This is a genomic window from uncultured Pontibacter sp. (assembly GCF_947495565.1).
Lineage (GTDB): Bacteria > Bacteroidota > Bacteroidia > Cytophagales > Hymenobacteraceae > Pontibacter.
Genome location: NZ_CANLZM010000009.1, coordinates 59,511 through 77,816 on the forward strand (window position 1 = coordinate 59,511; position 18,306 = coordinate 77,816).

Annotated in this window: 15 protein-coding genes; 6 read left to right on the forward strand and 9 right to left on the reverse strand. The window is 48.7% G+C overall.

Annotated features, from left to right (window positions below; translation table 11 throughout):
- A complete protein-coding gene (locus Q1B04_RS12480; protein WP_299759167.1) occupies window positions 1-756 on the reverse strand; it encodes a nucleotidyltransferase in 756 nt (251 codons plus the stop codon).
- 566 nt (window positions 757-1,322) lie between these two features.
- On the opposite strand from Q1B04_RS12480, the gene Q1B04_RS12485 reads away from it, so the two are divergent.
- Window positions 1,323-2,300 carry a hypothetical protein gene (locus Q1B04_RS12485; RefSeq protein WP_299759169.1) on the forward strand — a complete coding sequence of 326 codons (978 nt, stop codon included), beginning with the start codon at window positions 1,323-1,325 and terminating at the stop codon, window positions 2,298-2,300.
- A 120-nt stretch (window positions 2,301-2,420) separates the two neighbouring features.
- On the opposite strand, the gene Q1B04_RS12490 is transcribed toward Q1B04_RS12485, so the two are convergent.
- Both Q1B04_RS12490 and Q1B04_RS12495 read right to left on the reverse strand, forming a co-directional pair.
- Entirely contained in the window at window positions 2,421-3,239 is an 819-nt protein-coding gene (locus tag Q1B04_RS12490) for a GH25 family lysozyme (RefSeq protein ID WP_299759171.1), read from the reverse strand.
- 49 nt (window positions 3,240-3,288) lie between these two features.
- On the reverse strand, window positions 3,289-4,407 hold the full coding sequence (locus Q1B04_RS12495) for an alanine racemase (protein ID WP_299759173.1): 1,119 nt from the start codon (window positions 4,405-4,407) through the stop codon (window positions 3,289-3,291).
- Window positions 4,408-4,638: 231 nt separating this feature from the next.
- Between Q1B04_RS12495 and Q1B04_RS12500 the strand changes: the two genes are divergently transcribed.
- A complete protein-coding gene (locus Q1B04_RS12500; RefSeq protein ID WP_299759175.1) occupies window positions 4,639-5,169 on the forward strand; it encodes a CopD family protein in 531 nt (176 codons plus the stop codon).
- Window positions 5,170-5,276: 107 nt separating this feature from the next.
- Entirely contained in the window at window positions 5,277-5,903 is a 627-nt protein-coding gene (locus Q1B04_RS12505) for a hypothetical protein (protein ID WP_299759177.1), read from the forward strand.
- Between the two features lie 202 nt (window positions 5,904-6,105).
- On the opposite strand, the gene Q1B04_RS12510 is transcribed toward Q1B04_RS12505, so the two are convergent.
- The 6 genes from Q1B04_RS12510 to Q1B04_RS12535 all read right to left on the reverse strand — a co-directional run bounded on the left by Q1B04_RS12510 (window position 6,106) and on the right by Q1B04_RS12535 (window position 14,120).
- Complete coding sequence (locus Q1B04_RS12510) at window positions 6,106-7,023, reverse strand: AEC family transporter (RefSeq protein ID WP_299759179.1); 918 nt, start codon at window positions 7,021-7,023, stop codon at window positions 6,106-6,108.
- Window positions 7,024-7,143: 120 nt separating this feature from the next.
- On the reverse strand, window positions 7,144-8,787 hold the full coding sequence (locus Q1B04_RS12515; protein WP_299759181.1) for a hypothetical protein: 1,644 nt from the start codon (window positions 8,785-8,787) through the stop codon (window positions 7,144-7,146).
- Window positions 8,788-8,833: 46 nt separating this feature from the next.
- The gene (locus tag Q1B04_RS12520; protein WP_299759183.1) at window positions 8,834-10,741 is read right to left on the reverse strand and encodes a DUF294 nucleotidyltransferase-like domain-containing protein; all 1,908 of its coding nucleotides are present in this window, start codon (window positions 10,739-10,741) and stop codon (window positions 8,834-8,836) included.
- Entirely contained in the window at window positions 10,738-11,445 is a 708-nt protein-coding gene (locus Q1B04_RS12525; protein WP_299759185.1) for a 3'-5' exonuclease, read from the reverse strand. The genes Q1B04_RS12520 and Q1B04_RS12525 overlap by 4 nt, the downstream gene beginning before the upstream one ends.
- A 385-nt stretch (window positions 11,446-11,830) precedes the next feature.
- Window positions 11,831-13,606: an aminopeptidase P family protein gene (locus Q1B04_RS12530; protein WP_299759187.1), complete on the reverse strand. Its 1,776-nt coding sequence runs from the start codon at window positions 13,604-13,606 to the stop codon at window positions 11,831-11,833.
- A 76-nt stretch (window positions 13,607-13,682) separates the two neighbouring features.
- On the reverse strand, window positions 13,683-14,120 hold the full coding sequence (locus Q1B04_RS12535) for a DoxX family membrane protein (protein WP_299759189.1): 438 nt from the start codon (window positions 14,118-14,120) through the stop codon (window positions 13,683-13,685).
- Between the two features lie 426 nt (window positions 14,121-14,546).
- Between Q1B04_RS12535 and Q1B04_RS12540 the strand changes: the two genes are divergently transcribed.
- From Q1B04_RS12540 to Q1B04_RS12550, 3 genes are all read left to right on the forward strand, one after another.
- Window positions 14,547-14,765: a hypothetical protein gene (locus tag Q1B04_RS12540; RefSeq protein WP_299759192.1), complete on the forward strand. Its 219-nt coding sequence runs from the start codon at window positions 14,547-14,549 to the stop codon at window positions 14,763-14,765.
- Between the two features lie 389 nt (window positions 14,766-15,154).
- A complete protein-coding gene (locus Q1B04_RS12545) occupies window positions 15,155-15,871 on the forward strand; it encodes a polysaccharide biosynthesis/export family protein (RefSeq protein WP_299759194.1) in 717 nt (238 codons plus the stop codon).
- Between the two features lie 2 nt (window positions 15,872-15,873).
- Window positions 15,874-18,246, forward strand: a complete 2,373-nt coding sequence (locus tag Q1B04_RS12550) for a polysaccharide biosynthesis tyrosine autokinase (RefSeq protein WP_299759196.1) — start codon at window positions 15,874-15,876, stop codon at window positions 18,244-18,246.
- The last annotated feature ends 60 nt before the right edge of the window (window positions 18,247-18,306 follow it).

Below are 18,306 nucleotides of genomic sequence, written 5' to 3' on the forward strand. Positions count from 1 at the left end.
TTATACTGATCTGATGGTAACTACTTTAAAGTCCCAATCGGTGATGTCTATTTTGTACTGCGTTTGGTCTATGAGAGGGCCGCGACAAATCTTTTCTATAGGCGCTGGCATCTCCAGCTCGGCCTGTGCACGCATAAACAGCTCATCAAACAGCCACTTCGGAATAATATCGCGCTCTGATGGATACACAAACTGAAAAGAAAGCAATTGCGCCAGCAGCAGCTGCCAGTGTGTTTCCATGTGCTGCCACAGCCATTTCCAGTCTAACCTATCGCCGTAGCGAAGTATGATGTGGTTGATATCAGCCCCATCGTAACGCTCCCTGTTCTGCACATACAGCTTCGACCAGATAAGGGTTTCTGCAGGTATCACTTTCACCTTAACTCCAAGCAGTTCGCTTTGGGTGGAGCGCTCAAACCAGCTATCGTCCACGGCGCAGTGGTTTCCGGGGTTGTTAAAGATGATATCCATAAAGTGCTCCCCTCTTATAGCCTTCGCCAGCCAGCGTATGTCTGTAAGTTCGGTGTCGTAGCCGTTTTCCTTGAAAGCTTTCAGGATGGCTGGTGTGTCACTTCCTTTGCAGAATACATCCAGGTCTTTTGTATCGCGCATAATATCGGTGTACAGGCGCAGGGCAAAGCCACCTCCCACCATAAAATCTGTATTGCTCTCCGCCATAATTCCGAGGGCTTCACGGTAAAAATCGTGCGCAGCCTGGCGGTGAATTCCTCCTTGTAGTTCTATTACTTTAGCCATTATGGTTTGTTTTCTGAATTAGACTAAAGCAGCCGCATCAGCGTGCTGCAGCTGGCTAAGGTGCGCGCTGCCTTGGAAGCAGCTGTTTAATTGTGCGTTCACCAAAGCAGCGTAAAGTTCTTGTACTACCTTACAGGCCTGTTGGTTGCCTGCTTTTGAACAAATAATGAGCTTGAGAACCTATCAAGGCAATAACACATGTTTCACCTCATTAAAAATTGCACAATATAAAGTATGATTATTTTAAACGCTTAGCGGTAACGTAGAAAGGAATGTTAAAGTGGCAAGTTTCTATACGCAACACAGATTTTATAATGGTGCTCAGTATGGCGTTGATGACTGTTTAAAATTACCTCAGCCACCTTTCATTTTTGAAAGGAAGATTAGCGGATTATTGGCCTAAAAACTCAGAAAAAACAACACCTGCCTCAAAGGCTTCGGCACATGCCTTATACTTCCCGGACCTGCTCCCCTAAGAATACTGGAACCAAATTGGCTCAACCCATGCTGCGCCTTTCCGTTAAGAGTATAGAGTAAATTGCTTGTAAAATTTAAACCAGAAAGCTATGAATTCAGATTATTCTAACCGAGCCGACAGAGACGAGAACCGCGGATTTAAGACGCACCGTTCCGAGCGCTACAGGCACCCGGAGCAGGACAGCAGCTATCATTTTGATGACTATGGTTCTTCTGCTCGCGGCGGATACGGAAACGAGAGCCACACCGGCACCTGGGGCAACCAAGGCAACGAAATGGGCGGCTCACGCAACACCAGCAACCAAGGAATGCGTGACACCTACAGCACCTCCCGCAACTATGGCAACATGGGCAGCTACGGCGGTGCGCAGGGCTTCGGCGACTCCAGGGGCGGATACTCCTCACAGCGCGAGCGCGGCCATGAATATGATAGTGGTATGGGTTCGAGAGACAATTCTGGCCAAGGGCGCCGCAGAAGCTATGGCTACGAAAGCGACTACGACAGCCACGGATCAGGTTACAAGTATGATTCTCACCCTGATTTGTACGGATCAGATACCTCACGCCGGTTCCAGGGGTCCTCAGGGCAAGGCCGCTACGACTTTGACAGGGATAACTATAACCAAGGCAGCGGCAGCTTCCGCAGCTCTGACAGAGACCGTAACAGAGGCAGAGACAGAGACTATCGTGGATCGTCTTCCTCTTCTAACTATGGTGGCTCACAGGGCAGCTACATGGGCAGCGGCTACAACCGCTCATCAAACCGCGACTACAACTCCGGCAACTATGGCTCTATGGGCAGCTACGACAGCGGAAGCTCAGGCAGAAGCTACGGAGAATCTTCTGACTCAATTGGCTACAGGGGCAGCCGCCATACAGAATACCCGAACGACACCTACGCACGCGACGCTGACAACAGCCGTATACAGCACCGCGACAGCGACTACGACTATGATCCAAACCGCAGTTTCAACGCCCGCAAAGATCCGTACTACATTACAAGCCACAACCGTAACCGCACTTGGACACAGGATCGGAACAGAGATAGAAATAACGAAAGATATTAAAACTTAACTTCCTATAAAGCAACAGGCACAGCTAAACAGCTGTGCCTGTTGCTTTTAACACCCTTTAGTTTATACTGGAGTAGCTTTTTGATATCTAAACAAAAGTATAAACCAGCTTTATTACGGAATGCAAACACTCTTAAGATCTCGCATGCTGCCATAAAACACGTTGCAGTCAACGGAGGTTTCAATGCCTCCTATAGAGCCGTTATCTGTGTGTTGCCAGAAAGTGAGTTTGCGGGTGTTGGTCCTTTCGATGTGAAGCTTTGGCACCTCGTAATGTGCGATCCAGAGCGGATAACTATCGAAGTGGCCCTCCAAGTAATCTTTGTAGAAATGATAGCCCGTGTAAATGATGGGCTTTGTGCCGTAAGTATTCTCTACGTGGTCCAGCCATACTTTTAAGTCTTTTCGGAGTTGCGCTACAGGCTTTCGACCCCGCACTTCCACATCCAGCACCGGCGGCAAATCGCCACTCTGAAGCTGCACGGTAGCCGTAAAGTTTTTCGCCTGTTTTATGGGGTCAAGGTATGGCAGGTAAAAATGGTATGCGCCTCTTATTATACCTGCCTCAGTCGCTCCAGACCAATTTTCCTTAAACTTCTTATCCTTCAGAGTTACACCTTCTGTGGCTTTTACGAAAGCAAAGGTGATTTCACTTTCCCGCACCTTGGTCCAGGCAACTTCTTTCTGGTAATGGCTCACATCTACCCCGTAAATTGTGTGTCCCTCCGGCCATACGGGCTTGGGTTTCACTACAAAGTACTCCACATAAAATACAAGCAGCGCCAGCGCCAGCAAAATAGCCACGCCAATCCAGAAGCGCTTGGGCGGCTGGCCCGTTTGCTTCTTACGCGGCTGCTTTGGCTTGGCAACACGTTTGGCAGGCGCTTTTACAGCAGCTGCTTTCTTAACAGGTAGCTTGGTGGTGGTGGCCATATTTACCTACAAAAGTATAAACCCGGACGTAATTTGCTATACTTTATACTTAAGAAACAAGCTCACGCTGCGGTAAACCCGTCAGGTGCTCCAACTGCTCTCCCGCTGTAGTCAAGTATCCTTGCATTAGGTTGGCTGTGAGGCAGGAATGAACCGGTAATACTCCCATCAGATCCCCGATTTTATACTTATCAAATAGCTCAGGCGAGGCTTTTACCACCCCATGCTCCTGTGAGAGCGAAACAACCTCAATGCCTTCCAGCGGCCCTGACCAACCGTTCTCCGTCAGCTCCACCACACGTCCGTAAACAGAAGAGGCATCCTCCTGAAGTATAACATCCTTGGAAAAATGCACGCTGCCGCCGTAAAGTATAAGCTCGCCCCGGTCTGGGTGTTTGGCCACTACCGGGCAAGCCATGCACACGGCAATATCGTCGAAGGAGCAGGAACCGATGCGCTGCTGCGTCAGGTCATAAAACACAAAATTACCGGGCCGGATCTCATCTACCCCATGTATGGTTTTGATGATGCTGCAGGAAGGCGTATCGCCGATGGACAGCTGCAGGTCCGGAAACTTAGACTTGTAGCGCTCCCGCAGCAGGCGCAGCTGGTACACCGAGGTATTGAATATCGTCTGGATCGCGTCTGTATCGGTCTGCTTATACGTATGTCCGTCGTGCACTACAAAACCGGCAAACTGCAGCTTATCCTGCTCCCGAATTTGCTGCACAAGGGCATCTACCTCAGCATAATTTGTGGCCATTATACCTGTGCGCCGATAACCCGTGTCTATTTTGAGTGAAAGCTGTACTGGGTGCTGCAGGTGCTTCGCCAGGGCTGCCACTGTTTCCTGGTTTACCGCCACCAGGTGCAGCTTAATGCGTGCGGCAAGCTCGTTTATACTTTCCAGCTCCAGAATATTGGCCGGAAAAGCAATCATAATATCATCCCAGCCGTGGTTGGCAAAGTAGCGGGCCATGCGCACCGAAGAAACTGTAATAGCCTCCACGCCATGCGCCCGAAACCACTCGCCCACCTGCGCGGACTGATGCGTTTTGAAGTGCGGACGCAGCCGTACCCTGTTTCGTTTTGCTTTCTCCACCATGCGGCGGATGTTCTGCATTGCTTTTTGTTTATCTAAAAGTAGTGTTGGTGTCGATATCTTCATAGGTTGTAATCTGTGCAAAAAAGTAGCTAATCCTGTGAAATTAATCATCTTTTAGCAAAGAAACACAGCCAGCAGCGGGTAAGGTGGCAAATAGCAACAGCAAGAGGCCGATGCAATTACGCCTGCTGGCAAACGAAAAAGTGCCTCCTGGCTGCCTCCAAACCGCATCTATACTTCCGCTCCCTCCTTTCAACAATTAGGATTACCTTTGCAGAAACATTACAAGCTACCATGAGCTACTTCTATGTAAAGGCGCTGCATATCATTTTTGTGGTAACCTGGTTTGCCGGGCTCTTTTATATTGTTCGCCTCTTTATTTATTATGCTGAAGCAGCCGAGAAGCCCGAGCCGGAGAAATCTATCCTACAAAAGCAGTTTAGTGTTATGCAGAAGCGGCTTTGGTATGGCATAACCTGGCCTTCCGCCGTCCTGACGCTTATTTTCGGCCTTACCATGCTGTACCTGTACGGCGCTGTTCCCGGTTGGCTGGTCTGGAAGCTTAGCTTTGTAGTAGGGCTTTATATTTACCATTTCCTTTGCCACGCCATATTTAAGCAGCAACAGCAGGGCATCATCAAGTATAACTCTACGCAGCTTCGGATCTGGAACGAGGTGGCAACGCTTTTCCTCATCAGCATTGTGTTCCTGGTTGTGCTCAAAAGCTCGCTTAGCATGCTGTGGGGCATACTTGGCCTTCTTCTTTTCTCAGCCATGCTCATGCTGGCCATCCGGATTTACAAGCGGGTCAGGGAGAAGAGTTAGGTTGGGAGTTAGAAAGTTAAAGATTTAGAAGGTTAAAGAGTTTATTGCTTAAACTTGTTATAACCATACTTTTTAAGTTTCTAACTTATAATCTTACCTTTGTAAGTATGAATAAAGCACTGAAGGCTAACGAGAGAGAGCTGATTAAACTGATTCGTTTTTTTAGCAAGCGCGCTGAGCAACTAACAGAAAATGAGGAACTGAGCGAGGACCAGCAACAGCTGACGCAGGCATGCCAAAACCTGGAGAAGCAGCTGCTGCAGCACGCTGATAACCGTGCTGCCATTCTGGACAAGCGTACGCGCCTCGAAAAGCTGATCGAGGACAATGCCCAGTGCCCCAAATGCCAGAAGGCTGATATGCTGAAGAAGCAGGCCGTAACCACCAATGAACATGGCTGGAAACTGAACACCTACCGCTGCCGCCGCTGCAACACCGGCTTTACCTGGAACCGCCCGAACAACCCCTGGCACATGATGGCGTTTCTAGAGCAATACATTAAAGAGCTGGAAGAGTCGTTGGAGCACGGAATAGAGCCATCTTTACGCCTGCAAACAGAAACTGCTATACCGCAACTGCAAGACAGCCTTTTCCGCCTGCGCCCTGTACTGCAAGACTCGGACGATGAAGTGGAGGCCCTGACGGAGAAAGAGCGTGAAATGGATAAGCTTATTCACCAGTTCAAAAACTACCTTCTCATCGAAAAAATAAAGCTGGATACTTACCAGGAGTAGTTGGTTGTACGGGTTTATTAGGTTGAAGCTGTTTAGAGTTTTTGGTTAGGGCCTACACCCGCCATTGTTGGTGTTTTTCACCAACAATCAAAATGCAGATGCTGTTAATCTTGCTGGTGAAAACACGCAGCAAGGGCAGGCAGTGTAGTATTAATAAACTCTAAACAGGCTCATTGTTGTTTTTAGATGTTTTCGCAGAGCATTAACCGATAACAACGCGCAGAACCCAGTACCAAAAAGCGAGGGTCAGGAAAGAGATAGGGATACCGAAGCCGACCATCATACTTGCCAACCGTGGTTTCAGGCCGTAAGAGGCAGCTACTATACTTCCTGTTATCATGGGGGCCATGGCTGCCTCCAGCACACTTATCTGCAGCAGCTCCCCGCTTGCGCCAAACACGCCGTAGTACAAGCCAAGTATAAGCAACGGGGCCAGCAACAGCTGAAACGTAAGCCCTAGCGCAAGAAAGCTCCAGTGCCTGCTGCGCCACTCCGGCCGCAGTTGCAGCCCCACCGATACCAGCGCCAACGGCGAAACCGTGCTGCCCAGCCGCTGAAACACGTCTTTAATATCAGCTGAGAAGTGCAGGTTGAGTATGTTGAGCAGCAGCGCCAGCAGAAAAGCTATAAAAGGCGGAAAAAAGAAAATTTTACGGGCAATTATGGCTGCACTCGTCGTGCCTCTGGAGAAGCTTGCCGCCAGCGCAATTCCAACTGTAGAAAGCACCACAAAAGTACCCGGCTGATCGATAAGGATAACAGTTTCCAGACTATCCGGCCCGTAAAGTGCCTCAATTACCGGCAGCCCGACAAAGGAAGTATTACCTAAACCGCCTGTCAGGATAAGGCAACCGATCAGCTTCCGCGACCAGCCAAAAGCTTTACCAAGGCTCCAGAAGAACAAGGCAGCCCCGGCAAAACAGATCCAAGCCACCCCTACCGGTAGCAGCACCGTGCTGTTCAGCTTTATCTCTGGTATAAAATAAAGCGCCAGCGCCGGCAAAGATATGTAGATGATAAACTGGTTGAGAACCTGAGCCGAATTTTTAGGAAACTGCTTTACATGCTGCAGCAGCAAACCCAGCCCCAGGCACCCGAATAAAAGTATAAAACTGCTCATCAATACTATGCAAGAAGGAACAAACCCTGCAGGCAAAGGTACAGGTTATTTAACAGCAAAGCGGGCATAAAAAAAGAGGGAGTATCCGCCTTTGCATGCCCGCTTCGCCAGTAGCTGTTCTTACTGCAGGACCACACGCTTCACCACGCGCGTTTCCCCGGAAATGATACTCAAAAAGTATACACCTGCCACAAGCTGATCTGTTTCCAACGCTAAATGTTGCTCACCGCTGCCTATGCGCTTGCTTACATCCAGCACGTTAGCAGATTGGGCATTGGTAAGTATAAACCGTACCTCGGGATGTTTCAGGCCATTCAGTTTGAGCTTCAGCTTGCCTTTAACCGGAACCGGATAGACCTCTACAGCACGCGCCAGTTCCTCCCGCTCAGCAGCGGAGAGCGGCCCGGTGTAAGACAGTTTATAAATGGCGTGGGCGGCATCATCCGAGATAAAAAGATTTCCGCTTTGGTCTATGGCAATATCCACGGGTCGGGCGTAAGCTTGGGTAGAGTCGCTGTTCAGGAACCCGCCTACCAGATCGATTTGCTCGCCGGGTGCGGCACCCTGCCATGGGAAGTATATAACCTTGTAGCCAGTGGCTTTTGACCGGTTCCAGGAACCGTGCAGTGCTATCAAAGCGCCATATCGGTAAGGATCCGGAATTTGCGTGTCTTGGGTAAAAAGCAAGCCAAGTGGTGCCGAGTGCGCTTGTATACCTTTGCTGATGCGGTCCATGCCGCTGCAATCTACTGCTCCATCTGCATTTAGCTGCACATCCTTGATAAAAGGCATGTTGTCCATACCTTGGCGTTGATCCGGGTTGCAGAAAGGCCAGCCGTAATTGCCTCCGTCGCGCACAAAGGCAAATTCCTCGGGCGGATTATTGTCCACGTAGCTTTGCACTACTTTGCCATAGTTGCCTGTCGCATCCTCGAAAGGGTAAGCCACATTATCCCGGTTGTTTACAGTTACCCACAAGTTATTGGTGCCCGGCACAAAATCCAGTCCCTCCGCGTTCCGAAGCCCTTCAGCAAACAGTCGCCCTCCAGAGCCATCGGCATTGTAAACATAAACAGCACCGCGCTTGGGGTTGCTTTGCGTGTCTTCTATACATGCGTTGCAGGTAGAGGCGATGGATACATAAAGCTTGTGGTTGCTATCGAGCGCGATGTTTTTTAGCACGTGTCCGTAGCTGCCCTTCAGTTCAGCCAGGCTCTCGTCCGGAAGGTTGTCTACTATAACCTCCATCCCTTGCCCCTGCTTATCGCCGCTGGTGTATTTGTAACGGATAATGCGGTTTTTCTCGGCAATGTAAACGTACTGCTGCCCGTCTATTTCATGGAAAACTATATCGTGGGGCTTCTGCAGGCCGCTGGCAAAATCAAACTCCTGTGGCAATTGGCCTCCTGTACCGGGCCTCAGTACTTTGATAAAACCGTTATCAGGCTTCGATACAAATAGGTCACCGTTGGGCGCCACCGCCATAAAGCGGGCACCGCTTAAACGCGCGTATACTTCCAGTTTAAAATTAGGCGGGATGTTTGCAAAACGATCCACGTTAAAAGGTGCCTGGCGCAGGTTTTCCGGCACCTCCAGCTTCACGGTCTGGGTGGCAGCGGGTGGTGCCTGTGCTACCGCCGCTCCCGGCACTGCCAGCACAATGGCACAAAAGTATGAATGAAGAAGCTTTTTGAGACGCATAAGACGAACGCTTGTTAAACCTTCTTCTTGTATCAGATTCTGGCAGAAAAGTTGCGCTGCCATCTCCATTTTATGTAGAGCTATACTTTGGATGTACGGTTTGCCTCAACTAACCTGCCATTGAGTTTGTGAACTTCAATCTTATACTTGCCTGGAAATTGGCGATGGTCTTAAAGATCTCCTTCAGCGTTACCTGCTCTATTTTTGTCAGGCTGCGGATGTCTATAAAATTGTCCGGGTCGGCCTTATCATGTATCATCTGCACCGCCTGCTTCTTCAACCGAAGGCTCATCAGGTAATAATAAGCGTGCATAAGCTCATGAAAATCAGTTTCGGTAAACTCGCCAGAGGCTTTCAGAGCTGCCAGGCGCTCGCCGGTATTTGTCTTAAATATTCGGTTTTTGAGAGCATGCACACGCACCAGGTCCACTATAGGCGTCATGGTTTTCTTGATGTCGAAAACTTCCTGGCTCCCTTTGGTAAACGTTTTGATATTCCGGAAGAACGTGAGCGGCGGCTCGTACTGCAGCGCATTTTTTGCCATGTGGTACAGAAACCTGCCCAGTGGCTCCTGCAGCTCCTGATCCAGAAACTCGCGTAACTCCTCCATAATAGCGGCCTCGCCATAGATGTAGCGGCAGTCGAAGAAGGTGGAGAACTTCATCACCGTCTCCGGGTCAGGCTCCTTCATCCAACTGCTGTAGTTGCGCTTCCAGTGCGAGAGCGAGTGCGTCCATTTGGAGTTTTTGGCCATAAAGCCGCCTGTGCAGAAACTGAACCCGATCAGGTCCAGACGCTCCGACACCTGCTCGGCAAACTTCAGGAAATACTCCCGCACCAGTTCCCGCTGCTCATTGGCCTTGTCCTCGTAAATAATGGCGTTATCCTGGTCAGTGTTCAGGGTCTGCTCTTTACGCCCCTCACTGCCCAGCACCATAAACACAAACTTAGCCGGTGGCGTACCCATCTCCTCAATCACTCCTTCAATTACTTTTGTAGCAATGGTATCAGAAACGGTAGTGATTACCTGGTTCACGATTTCAGGTTTCACGCCGCGGTCCAGGAGCTGGTATACAATCTCGGGCACCTTCTCCCATTTCCGCTTCAGCTCCTCCACCGACTGCGCCAGTTTAACAGATTGAATGAACACGAAAGGCGACTGCGCCTGCTCGCTGAGTAATTTGTTGCGGCTGATGAAACCCAGGTATTGCCCAGCCTCCTCTATCAGCAGGTATCGGGTTTTGGTACGGAACATCAACAGAATCGCCTCATACACGTAAGCCTGGGTGCTGATGCTTACAATCGGGTTATCCATTACCTGCTGCACCGGCTCGTGCACATTTACCTGCCTGGCCACCACGTTGTCGCGGATGGTGATATCGGTAAGGTAACCAATAATTTTGCCTTGCGCATCCCGCACAAACAGGCAGCTGACTTTCTTGTCCGCCATTAACCGGGCTGCTTCATAAACGGGCGTATCGGCGCTACATACCACCAGGTCGCGGTACACAAGCGTTTCAATTTTGCGGGAGTACAGCTGGTCAGATGCTATAAAATTATCCTCGAACGCAGTTGGCCGTTTCACAAAATGGGCAAACTCATCATTAAGCATGCGCCGACCATACTCGTTGGTAAAGTAGCTGAAAAAATCTTCGTAGGCTTTGCAAAGATGCCTGAAATCGCGGCGTGGCAGGAAGTATACCGTGGTTCCTTTTTTAGCGATAACTGAGCGTAACGACCTTTTCCGGTTCAGCAAAACGGAAATGCCTCCGTAGCAATAACCGCTGGTATGGTGCTCCACCACGCGCTTGTTCTGCTCACTGTCGTAGAAAAAGCTTTCGTATTCGCCCGCTGCAATCAGGTCTACGCCTTTCATTTTGCTTACCTCCTGCAGGTAAATGGCTGTGTCTTTGGTGTATTTTACCTCCTCCAGCAGGTCGGCCACTCCTAACAGCACCTCCTCAGGCAGCAGGTTGAAAGGCTTTACTTTTTTCAGAAACTCAAGTTTATCTTTCATAGCAGGGTAATCAGTAAAACTGCAAGTATAAAAATGGCAAGTATGATAAACAGGCTGGCCTTAGCCTTAAAAGTTGATGCTTGTGTAGCTGTTTTCTGCCGCTGTTGCTGCTGCAGAATAGTTGTATCGGAGATGTCTCCCTGCTCCACCAACTTAAAAAAACAGGCTGCAGTTGCCCTGGCATCTACGGCGGCATCATGCTGCTGCTCCAGCGGCTCCTGAAACAGGCGCTCATACAGCTCGCCTAACCGTAAAAAACTTTGCCATGGTTTAAGCCAAAAGCTGGCGGTGGCGTTCATGGTGCAAAAGGTGGGGAGCTGTGGCAGCGGGTTCTGGAGGTTTGCCCTATGAAATCCCACACCCAGCATATGGTAATCTAACTGCATAAAGTGCCCTACAACCAGTGGCTGGTACTGCTCCAAATCCTGCGCCAGCAGCTGTAGCACGTGCTTCCGGTCTTTGCCGTTTGCCTCCAGAAACTCCTTTGTAATGCTATGTATGCTGGCAGAAGTTTCGGATACCTCCTGCTCCGGCTCATTAATATAATGGTTTTCTGATTTCAGCTCCTGCCCTTCTTTTGTATAAATTACCCACGCAATTTGCACAGAGTACGGCCAGTTTTTAGCATCAGAGTAGGGTGCGTCCCAGCTCAGAGGTTTGCCAGTAGTTTCGGTATCGATAAAAAGTATAAACTCCTGCATCATTTAATCCGCTGCACTTACCGCCATAGCAGGTGTATGTATACTTGCTTCCATTACAATATAGCTTTTGCCTGACTTTTTAAGTATGATTGATTCCCTGATAGCAGGCTAAGAACTGGCGCAAGCCTCCGCTTGTGTCTTTATACTTTAGCCCTTGCTATAACATCTAAATGTGCTAGCTACACTTACCCTAGCTCAGCTTTATAAGTAATCGTTTACATCTATACTTTGATTAATTCCATTTTGGAGATGAGCCAGAATATGAAGTTTATACTTCTGAATTAGCAGCGGCAAGCTCCTCTTTTATCACTGCTGGTGGTTAAGGGCTTTACCACTAGCAGCGATAAAAGTCCTCCTCTACTATTTAGAGGAGGACTTAAACTTTAAACTAAATAGCCTTTGCCTTTTCTTTTAGCCAGGCCAATTCATCTTCAGCCAGGTGCGGGCCTAGCTTTTCTACTACCTGCTGGTGGTACTCGTTCAGCCACTTAATCTGGTGCGCCTCCAGTAGCTCTTTTTTAACTGGAGTGGTGTCGATCAGAGCCATGGTGAGGTGCTCGAAAGTATAAAACTCGCCGAACTCGTTGGTCTCGTCCTGCACGGTCAGTACCAGGTTCTCGATGCGGATGCCGTGTTTTCCGTTGCGGTACAAACCAGGCTCAACCGAAGAAATCATACCTAGCTCCAGATTTACAGCGGTAGGTGTTGGGTTAAGTACATGCGGGCCTTCGTGCACGTTCAGGAAGAAACCCACACCGTGGCCGGTGCCGTGGCCATAGTTGCGGGCATAATCCCAGAGCGGCTTCCGCGAAATAGCGTCTATCTGGTAACCTTTGGTTCCCTTTGGATAGTGGGCCGTCGAGCCATCTATCATACCTTTCAGCACCAATGTATAATCTATACTTTCCTCCTCTGTCAAACTCCCCAAAGATACTACGCGGGTAATATCGGTGGTGCCGGAAGTATACTGTCCGCCGGAGTCCACCAGAAACAGCCCCTCTGGCTGCAGCTCTATATCGCTTTCAGGAGTAACACGGTAATGCGGCAAGGCACCGTGTGCTTTGTAACCGGAAATAGTATCAAAGCTCTCACCCACAAACCCATCCTGCTGTGCTCGGAACTCGCGCACTTTATCCACTACTGTCAGCTCTGTGATTTTTGTCTTCCCGATGTTCTCCTCCAGCCACTTAAAGAAGCGGGTTAGCGCTACGCCGTCTTTAACCATCGTTTGGCGCGTGTGCGCTACCTCTACTTCGTTTTTCACTGCTTTAAAGAAGGTGGTTGGGTTGGTATCCTGCACCACTCGTACTTCTTTCGGAAGCTGCTTATACAAGGCATAGCAATTTCGGCGCGGGTCAACCAGAACGCTGTTGCCCGGAATAGCGGAAACAGCTCTTTCGATCATATCATACGTTTCCAGCTCTACACCTGCATTTTTCAACTTAGCCTGATCCTCTTCGCTCAGTTTAGTGGCATCCATAAAAAGCATGGCTTTCTCCTGGCTGATGAGGGCGAAACTCAGCACCACCGGGTTGCACTTCACATCGGAACCGCGCATGTTAAAGAGCCAGGCCATATCATCCAAAGATGAAATAAGATGGTAGTCGGCTCTGAGCTTTTTAAGGGCTTTGCGCAGGCGCTCCAGTTTACTCTCTAAGCTTTCTCCTACTACTTCCTCGCCCAACAAATAGGCTGGCGCAGCAGGCAATCCCGGACGCCCCTGCCAAATCGGCTCAAGGTAATCCCGGTCGCTGTTTATCTTCAGCCCAATCGGGGTTAGCTGCGACTCCAGCAACTGCGCCAGGCTTACCGAAATCAGTTTTCCGTCGAAGGCCACGGTGGCTCCTTCGGGCAGGTGTTCCGCCAGCCAGTCTATGTACTCCGGGGCGTTCTGCACCAGCAGCTTTGCCAGCTCAAAACCAGTGCCTTCCAGCTGCTCATTGGCCTGCACAAAGTAGCGGGCATCCGTCCATAGGTGAGCAGCCTCTTCGGTAATCACCAGTGTACCTGCCGAGCCGGTAAAGCCGGAGGCAAACTCAATGCATTTATACCTGTCGGGCACGTATTCGCTTATATGGGGATCAGCCGATGGAATGATATAGGCGCTCACGCCCTCACCTTTCATCTGGCTTCGGATGGCTGCTAATCTTTCTTGGTAGGTCATGTAAAATCTTTTTTCTGTTTGAGGCAAATTAAGGAAAGATGGGGAGAAATGCACAGGAGATGCCCCTAAACCATACTTAGGGCATGGCAGAAACTTTCTTTCTTCTGTCTCTGCGTAGCTGAATGGCCGTATCAATTGAGTACCTGTTATACTTGCGCTCGAAGGCAATTAATAAGGAAAAGTACAGGCCATAAAACATTTGGATAGCCACACCATTCCAATTTTCCTGTAGACTGGAGCCAAAGATTAGCGCCACCATCAGCAGAGCCCCTGCCGCTGAAACTACTCTGGTGAACAGCCCGAGCAGAAGCAAGATCCCAATGTTGAGCTCCAGGTAAGGCAGAAAGTATGCGAATTGCTGCACCACCGCCTGCGGCAACCATGTTGCTTTAAAGCCGGCTGCCATACCTTCGCTAAACTCTGTTAGTTTGGGTAGGCGCACCAAACCATGGCCAAGCATGCTCATGCCGATGGGTAGGCGTGCGAACAGAAAACCTAATGCTGCGTTTTTCATAGGTAGCTGTTTTACGCACCTACAGCATCTGAGGATATGTGCACTGATGAAAAGCGCGCTTTTAAGCCCTTGATCTATACTTGGTTCAGCCGATACTTAAGCGATAGGTTGATATTAACCAAAGGCTTCACTCCATTCTATTTTATAAATTTTAAAGGAGCTTTTTGCAGTGCTGCAAACTTAGCCAAGTATTTAATGCAGCAGCAGAAGCTGCTATGTGCAACTGCAACTGCGGGTAGTTATAATTACAAAATAGTATTATAAGCATAAATTAAAGCCGTTTAGCAGATATAAATTAAACTATTTTTAGCTGCTGCTTTATTTTAAGAAGAATGTAACGTAATTACTAACTTTTTCGTAATGCCGCCGCACATCTTATGTACAGAATATGTATATTGTACTTAGACTTTTAGCCACATTATACACATGGAGTACAACATTATTATTGCACCAGATCTTGAGGGGTTGGCATCAGAGGTAGCAGGGTTTCTGCCTCAGGGTTGGAGATTGAAGGGAGGTATTCTGGAGCATGGTGAAGGTTTTGCTCAACAGCTTGTCCGTCAGCCAAAAGACATTGTAAGAATGCAGCAAAAACAGCTTCGCAAAGACTCTACCAAGCAAAGACGCACCAGGTGGATTCAGTAACTCCCCGCAAATAAAATTTACCCTATACAAAACCCATTTCCAGGACCTGCTAAGGCAGCCCCGGAAATGGGTTTTGTGTTTACCGCCCTCTCCTTCCCGCCTCCTGCTCACTTCTACTTAGCTTGCATTCTGCCAACTATCACCTGCACTTAAAGCAAGCTTTCTCAGCAATACATAAAATTTTAAGGCATTTAAGTATCCTTTTATGCGAGTAGTAGTATATATGCCTTGACCGGACCTCCGGCACACATTAGCTTATACAAAAAAACACATTTTTCACTTGCTTACATCTGCCACATCTACCCGCAGCACTGTGAGTTCACCCTTAACCCCTTTATATGAGAAATATAGTCTACTTTCTCCTGCTACTGCTATGTGTCAGCTCCTGTATGGCGAAAAAGGAACTCGTATACATCCAAAACTCAAATTTCAAAGAAAACGTCCCTACGGATATCCAGACCAAGTATGATGCCTACCAGCTGCAATCAAACGATGTGCTATCTATTAAGGTGCTGAGCGTGGATCCGGATATGTCCAACCTTTTCAACATCACTAACCCGGCAAACGCTTTTGGTGTTGCCGAGCCAGCCAGTTTGTACTTAAGCGGATACGGCATTGATAACGAGGGCTTTATCAACCTGCCTACAGTCGGAAAGCTAAAGGTGGAAGGCCTGACCACATCCCAAACGCAGGAACTGATCCAGAAAAACCTAGATCGCTACATTACAGACGCTACCGTAGTGGTGAAGCTGGTCAGTTTTAAAATTAGCATTCTGGGCGAGGTTAGAAACCCAGGTTACTTTTACATTTATAATGAGCGGGCAAACCTGCTGGAAGGCCTCAGCATGGCCGGAGACCTGACACAGAGCGCTGACCGTGGAAACGTTAAATTAATAAGACAGAAAAGAGACGGCAAATCGGAAGTGGTGTTATTAGACCTCAAGGACCCGAACCTCGTACAATCTCAATACTATTACCTGATGCCCAACGACGTTATATATGTCGAGCCTCTGGAGACACAGCTCAAGCGCGATAACCTCATCGTCTGGAATGCTGTGCTGGGGGTAATCTCAACTGGGGCGCTATTATACAATTTGTTTAAATAACGATGAGAAGAAATAAACAGGAGCACGAAATAGACTTAAAGAGCTGGTTATTCAAGTTTAGGTCTAAGTGGTACTTATTTGCCGCCTCCGCCATACTGGCACTTGCAGCGGGATACGTATATGTTAAAAGCTCTCCAAGAATTTTTGAATTCCAGTCTACCCTCCTGCTCGGCGACCAGCAAACAGGCTCTAAAAAGGCCCAGGAACTGCTGGAAGTGCTGGATGTACAGAGCAAAGGTATAAAAGTGGAGGATGAGATTGGCTTGCTGCAATCTGCCGAGATGATTAAGCAGGCACTCCAGAAGCTGAACTTTACCGTAGCTTATTATAAGGTGAACGACCACTGGCTTAACAACATTTCAGACCTGGTGGTAGAGGAGCAGTATAAGAATGCACCATATGAGGTTGACCTGGACACAAGCTCGCTTCAGCTGGTGGATATTCCGATGAAGGTGCGTTTGCTTGACGAAAACACGTATGAACTGGAGATTGAGGCTGAAAATGTACCTCGTTACGATTTCCGCTCTAACGCCACGGTGAGCTCCATTCCGGTAGTTAATTTTAAAAAGACGCTCCGCTTCGGGGAGCAGTACAAGGACGAGAACATGAGCCTGACGCTGCAGCGCAGCGATGTAGAAGACCCGCAGCCAGGCAAAGAGTACTATTTTGTAATCAACAGCCTGGAAAGCCTTGTAAAGCAGCAGCAGTCATCGCTTAGCATTGCCCCGATAGACCGTGAGGCACGCGTGCTGGTACTTGGCAGCAAAGGCAGCATACCTGATAAGCAAGTAGCCTTCCTGAACACGCTGATGGCTGAGTATGTGGCCAATGACCTGAAGGAAAAAAACCAAGACGGCATGAAAACGCTGGAGTTTATAGATGGCCAGTTGGGTACTTTATCAGACTCTTTGCGCCAAAGCAAGAACGCGCTTTCTTCATTCCGGTCCAACAACCGCATTGCCAACATCAATGTGCAGTCCAACATCAATTACGAAAAGCTGTCGCAGCTTGAGGCTGAGCGTGCGCGTTTAAATACGGATAGAACATACTACGAGAACATCCTGGACCAGATCAGAAACGGAAACGGAATCGCGCAATCTGTTTCGCCTACAGTAGGCGGTATTCAAAGCCCTATTCTGAACAACCTGTTCCTGCAGCTTGCGGAGCTGAACCAGAAAAAGGCCGGCTACAGAACAACTGCCACGGATGACAACCCGATGCTGCGCAAAATTGAAGGCGAGATTGCCAACACACGAAGCGCCATTGAGGCCAACCTGCAGAACCTGGTAGAGTCCGCTAATATTTCCATTAGCAACGTAAATGACCGCATCGGCAAGATAGAAGCAAACCTTGCCTCCCTGCCGGAGAACGAGCGTAGGCTGATGGACCTGCAAAGCCAGTCTGAGTTTATAGACAAAAAGTATGATTTCCTGATGGAAAAAAGAGCTGAGGCAGCTATCTCTTTAGCAACCAACGCCACAGATAAAAAGATTGTAGACAAAGCCTCTATGGTAGGCACTACGCCGGTAAACGTAAAGCCAAAAATGATTTATGTGCTGGCGCTGCTAATTGGTTTGGCCATACCTGCCGGTTTTATTGTGCTGATGTCTAACGTAGATAATACCATACAGGGCAAGAATGATCTGGGCAAAATTACCAATATTCCTTTCCTGGGTGTGGTGGCGCACGGCTCTAAATCAGATAAACTGGCTGTGCTAAATAACCAGCGCTCCGCTATTGCCGAGTCTTTCAGGTCTATCCGCATTAACCTGCAGTACCTGATGGCTGACTCTAACTTTAAGGTGATCGGACTTACTTCCTCAATTTCAGGTGAGGGCAAAACGTTCTGTTCTGTAAACCTTAGCTCAGAGATTGCCATGTCAGGTAAGCGGGTGGTACTGATAGAGTCTGATATGCGCAAGCCAACATTCGGCAAATACTTCCCGGTGGCAGAGTCGGTGGGGCTATCTTCTTACCTTACACAGGGTTTACCGCTGGATGAAGTTATACAAAAAACCACGCTGGAAAACCTGGACATTATACCTTGCGGCCCGATTCCGAACAATGCATTGCACCTGCTAGAGGTACCACGCATGCAGGAACTGGTGGATCAGCTAAAAGAGCAGTATGATTATGTGGTTATCGACACACCTCCTATCGGGTATGTATCAGAGTATTTCGTGTTGATGCGCCACATGGATGTAAACCTGTACGTGGTGAAGCACAAGTATACCCATAAGGATATGCTGACTGAAATAAACGAGCTTTATAACTCGAAGCGGGTCAAGAATCTATACATGATCATGAATGACCTGAATTACAATAAGACCTACGAGTACGGCTATAAGAAAAACGCCAAGTACTACTACGCCTAAGCTTTTACTAACCACACAGCGGGTGCAGCTTAGCGGCTGCACCCGCTCCTTACTATATTA

Coding starts and splice junctions, on each gene's coding strand:
- Q1B04_RS12545 (WP_299759194.1), top strand. CDS start 15,155: ATGGCGAAAAAGGAACTCGTATACATCCAAAACTCAAATTTCAAAGAA.
- Q1B04_RS12480 (WP_299759167.1), bottom strand. CDS start 756: ATGGCTAAAGTAATAGAACTACAAGGAGGAATTCACCGCCAGGCTGCG.
- Q1B04_RS12530 (WP_299759187.1), bottom strand. CDS start 13,606: ATGACCTACCAAGAAAGATTAGCAGCCATCCGAAGCCAGATGAAAGGT.
- Q1B04_RS12515 (WP_299759181.1), bottom strand. CDS start 8,787: ATGGCAGCGCAACTTTTCTGCCAGAATCTGATACAAGAAGAAGGTTTA.
- Q1B04_RS12520 (WP_299759183.1), bottom strand. CDS start 10,741: ATGAAAGATAAACTTGAGTTTCTGAAAAAAGTAAAGCCTTTCAACCTG.
- Q1B04_RS12550 (WP_299759196.1), top strand. CDS start 15,874: ATGAGAAGAAATAAACAGGAGCACGAAATAGACTTAAAGAGCTGGTTA.
- Q1B04_RS12490 (WP_299759171.1), bottom strand. CDS start 3,239: ATGGCCACCACCACCAAGCTACCTGTTAAGAAAGCAGCTGCTGTAAAA.
- Q1B04_RS12535 (WP_299759189.1), bottom strand. CDS start 14,120: ATGAAAAACGCAGCATTAGGTTTTCTGTTCGCACGCCTACCCATCGGC.
- Q1B04_RS12525 (WP_299759185.1), bottom strand. CDS start 11,445: ATGATGCAGGAGTTTATACTTTTTATCGATACCGAAACTACTGGCAAA.
- Q1B04_RS12510 (WP_299759179.1), bottom strand. CDS start 7,023: ATGAGCAGTTTTATACTTTTATTCGGGTGCCTGGGGCTGGGTTTGCTG.
- Q1B04_RS12495 (WP_299759173.1), bottom strand. CDS start 4,407: ATGAAGATATCGACACCAACACTACTTTTAGATAAACAAAAAGCAATG.
- Q1B04_RS12540 (WP_299759192.1), top strand. CDS start 14,547: ATGGAGTACAACATTATTATTGCACCAGATCTTGAGGGGTTGGCATCA.
- Q1B04_RS12505 (WP_299759177.1), top strand. CDS start 5,277: ATGAATAAAGCACTGAAGGCTAACGAGAGAGAGCTGATTAAACTGATT.
- Q1B04_RS12485 (WP_299759169.1), top strand. CDS start 1,323: ATGAATTCAGATTATTCTAACCGAGCCGACAGAGACGAGAACCGCGGA.
- Q1B04_RS12500 (WP_299759175.1), top strand. CDS start 4,639: ATGAGCTACTTCTATGTAAAGGCGCTGCATATCATTTTTGTGGTAACC.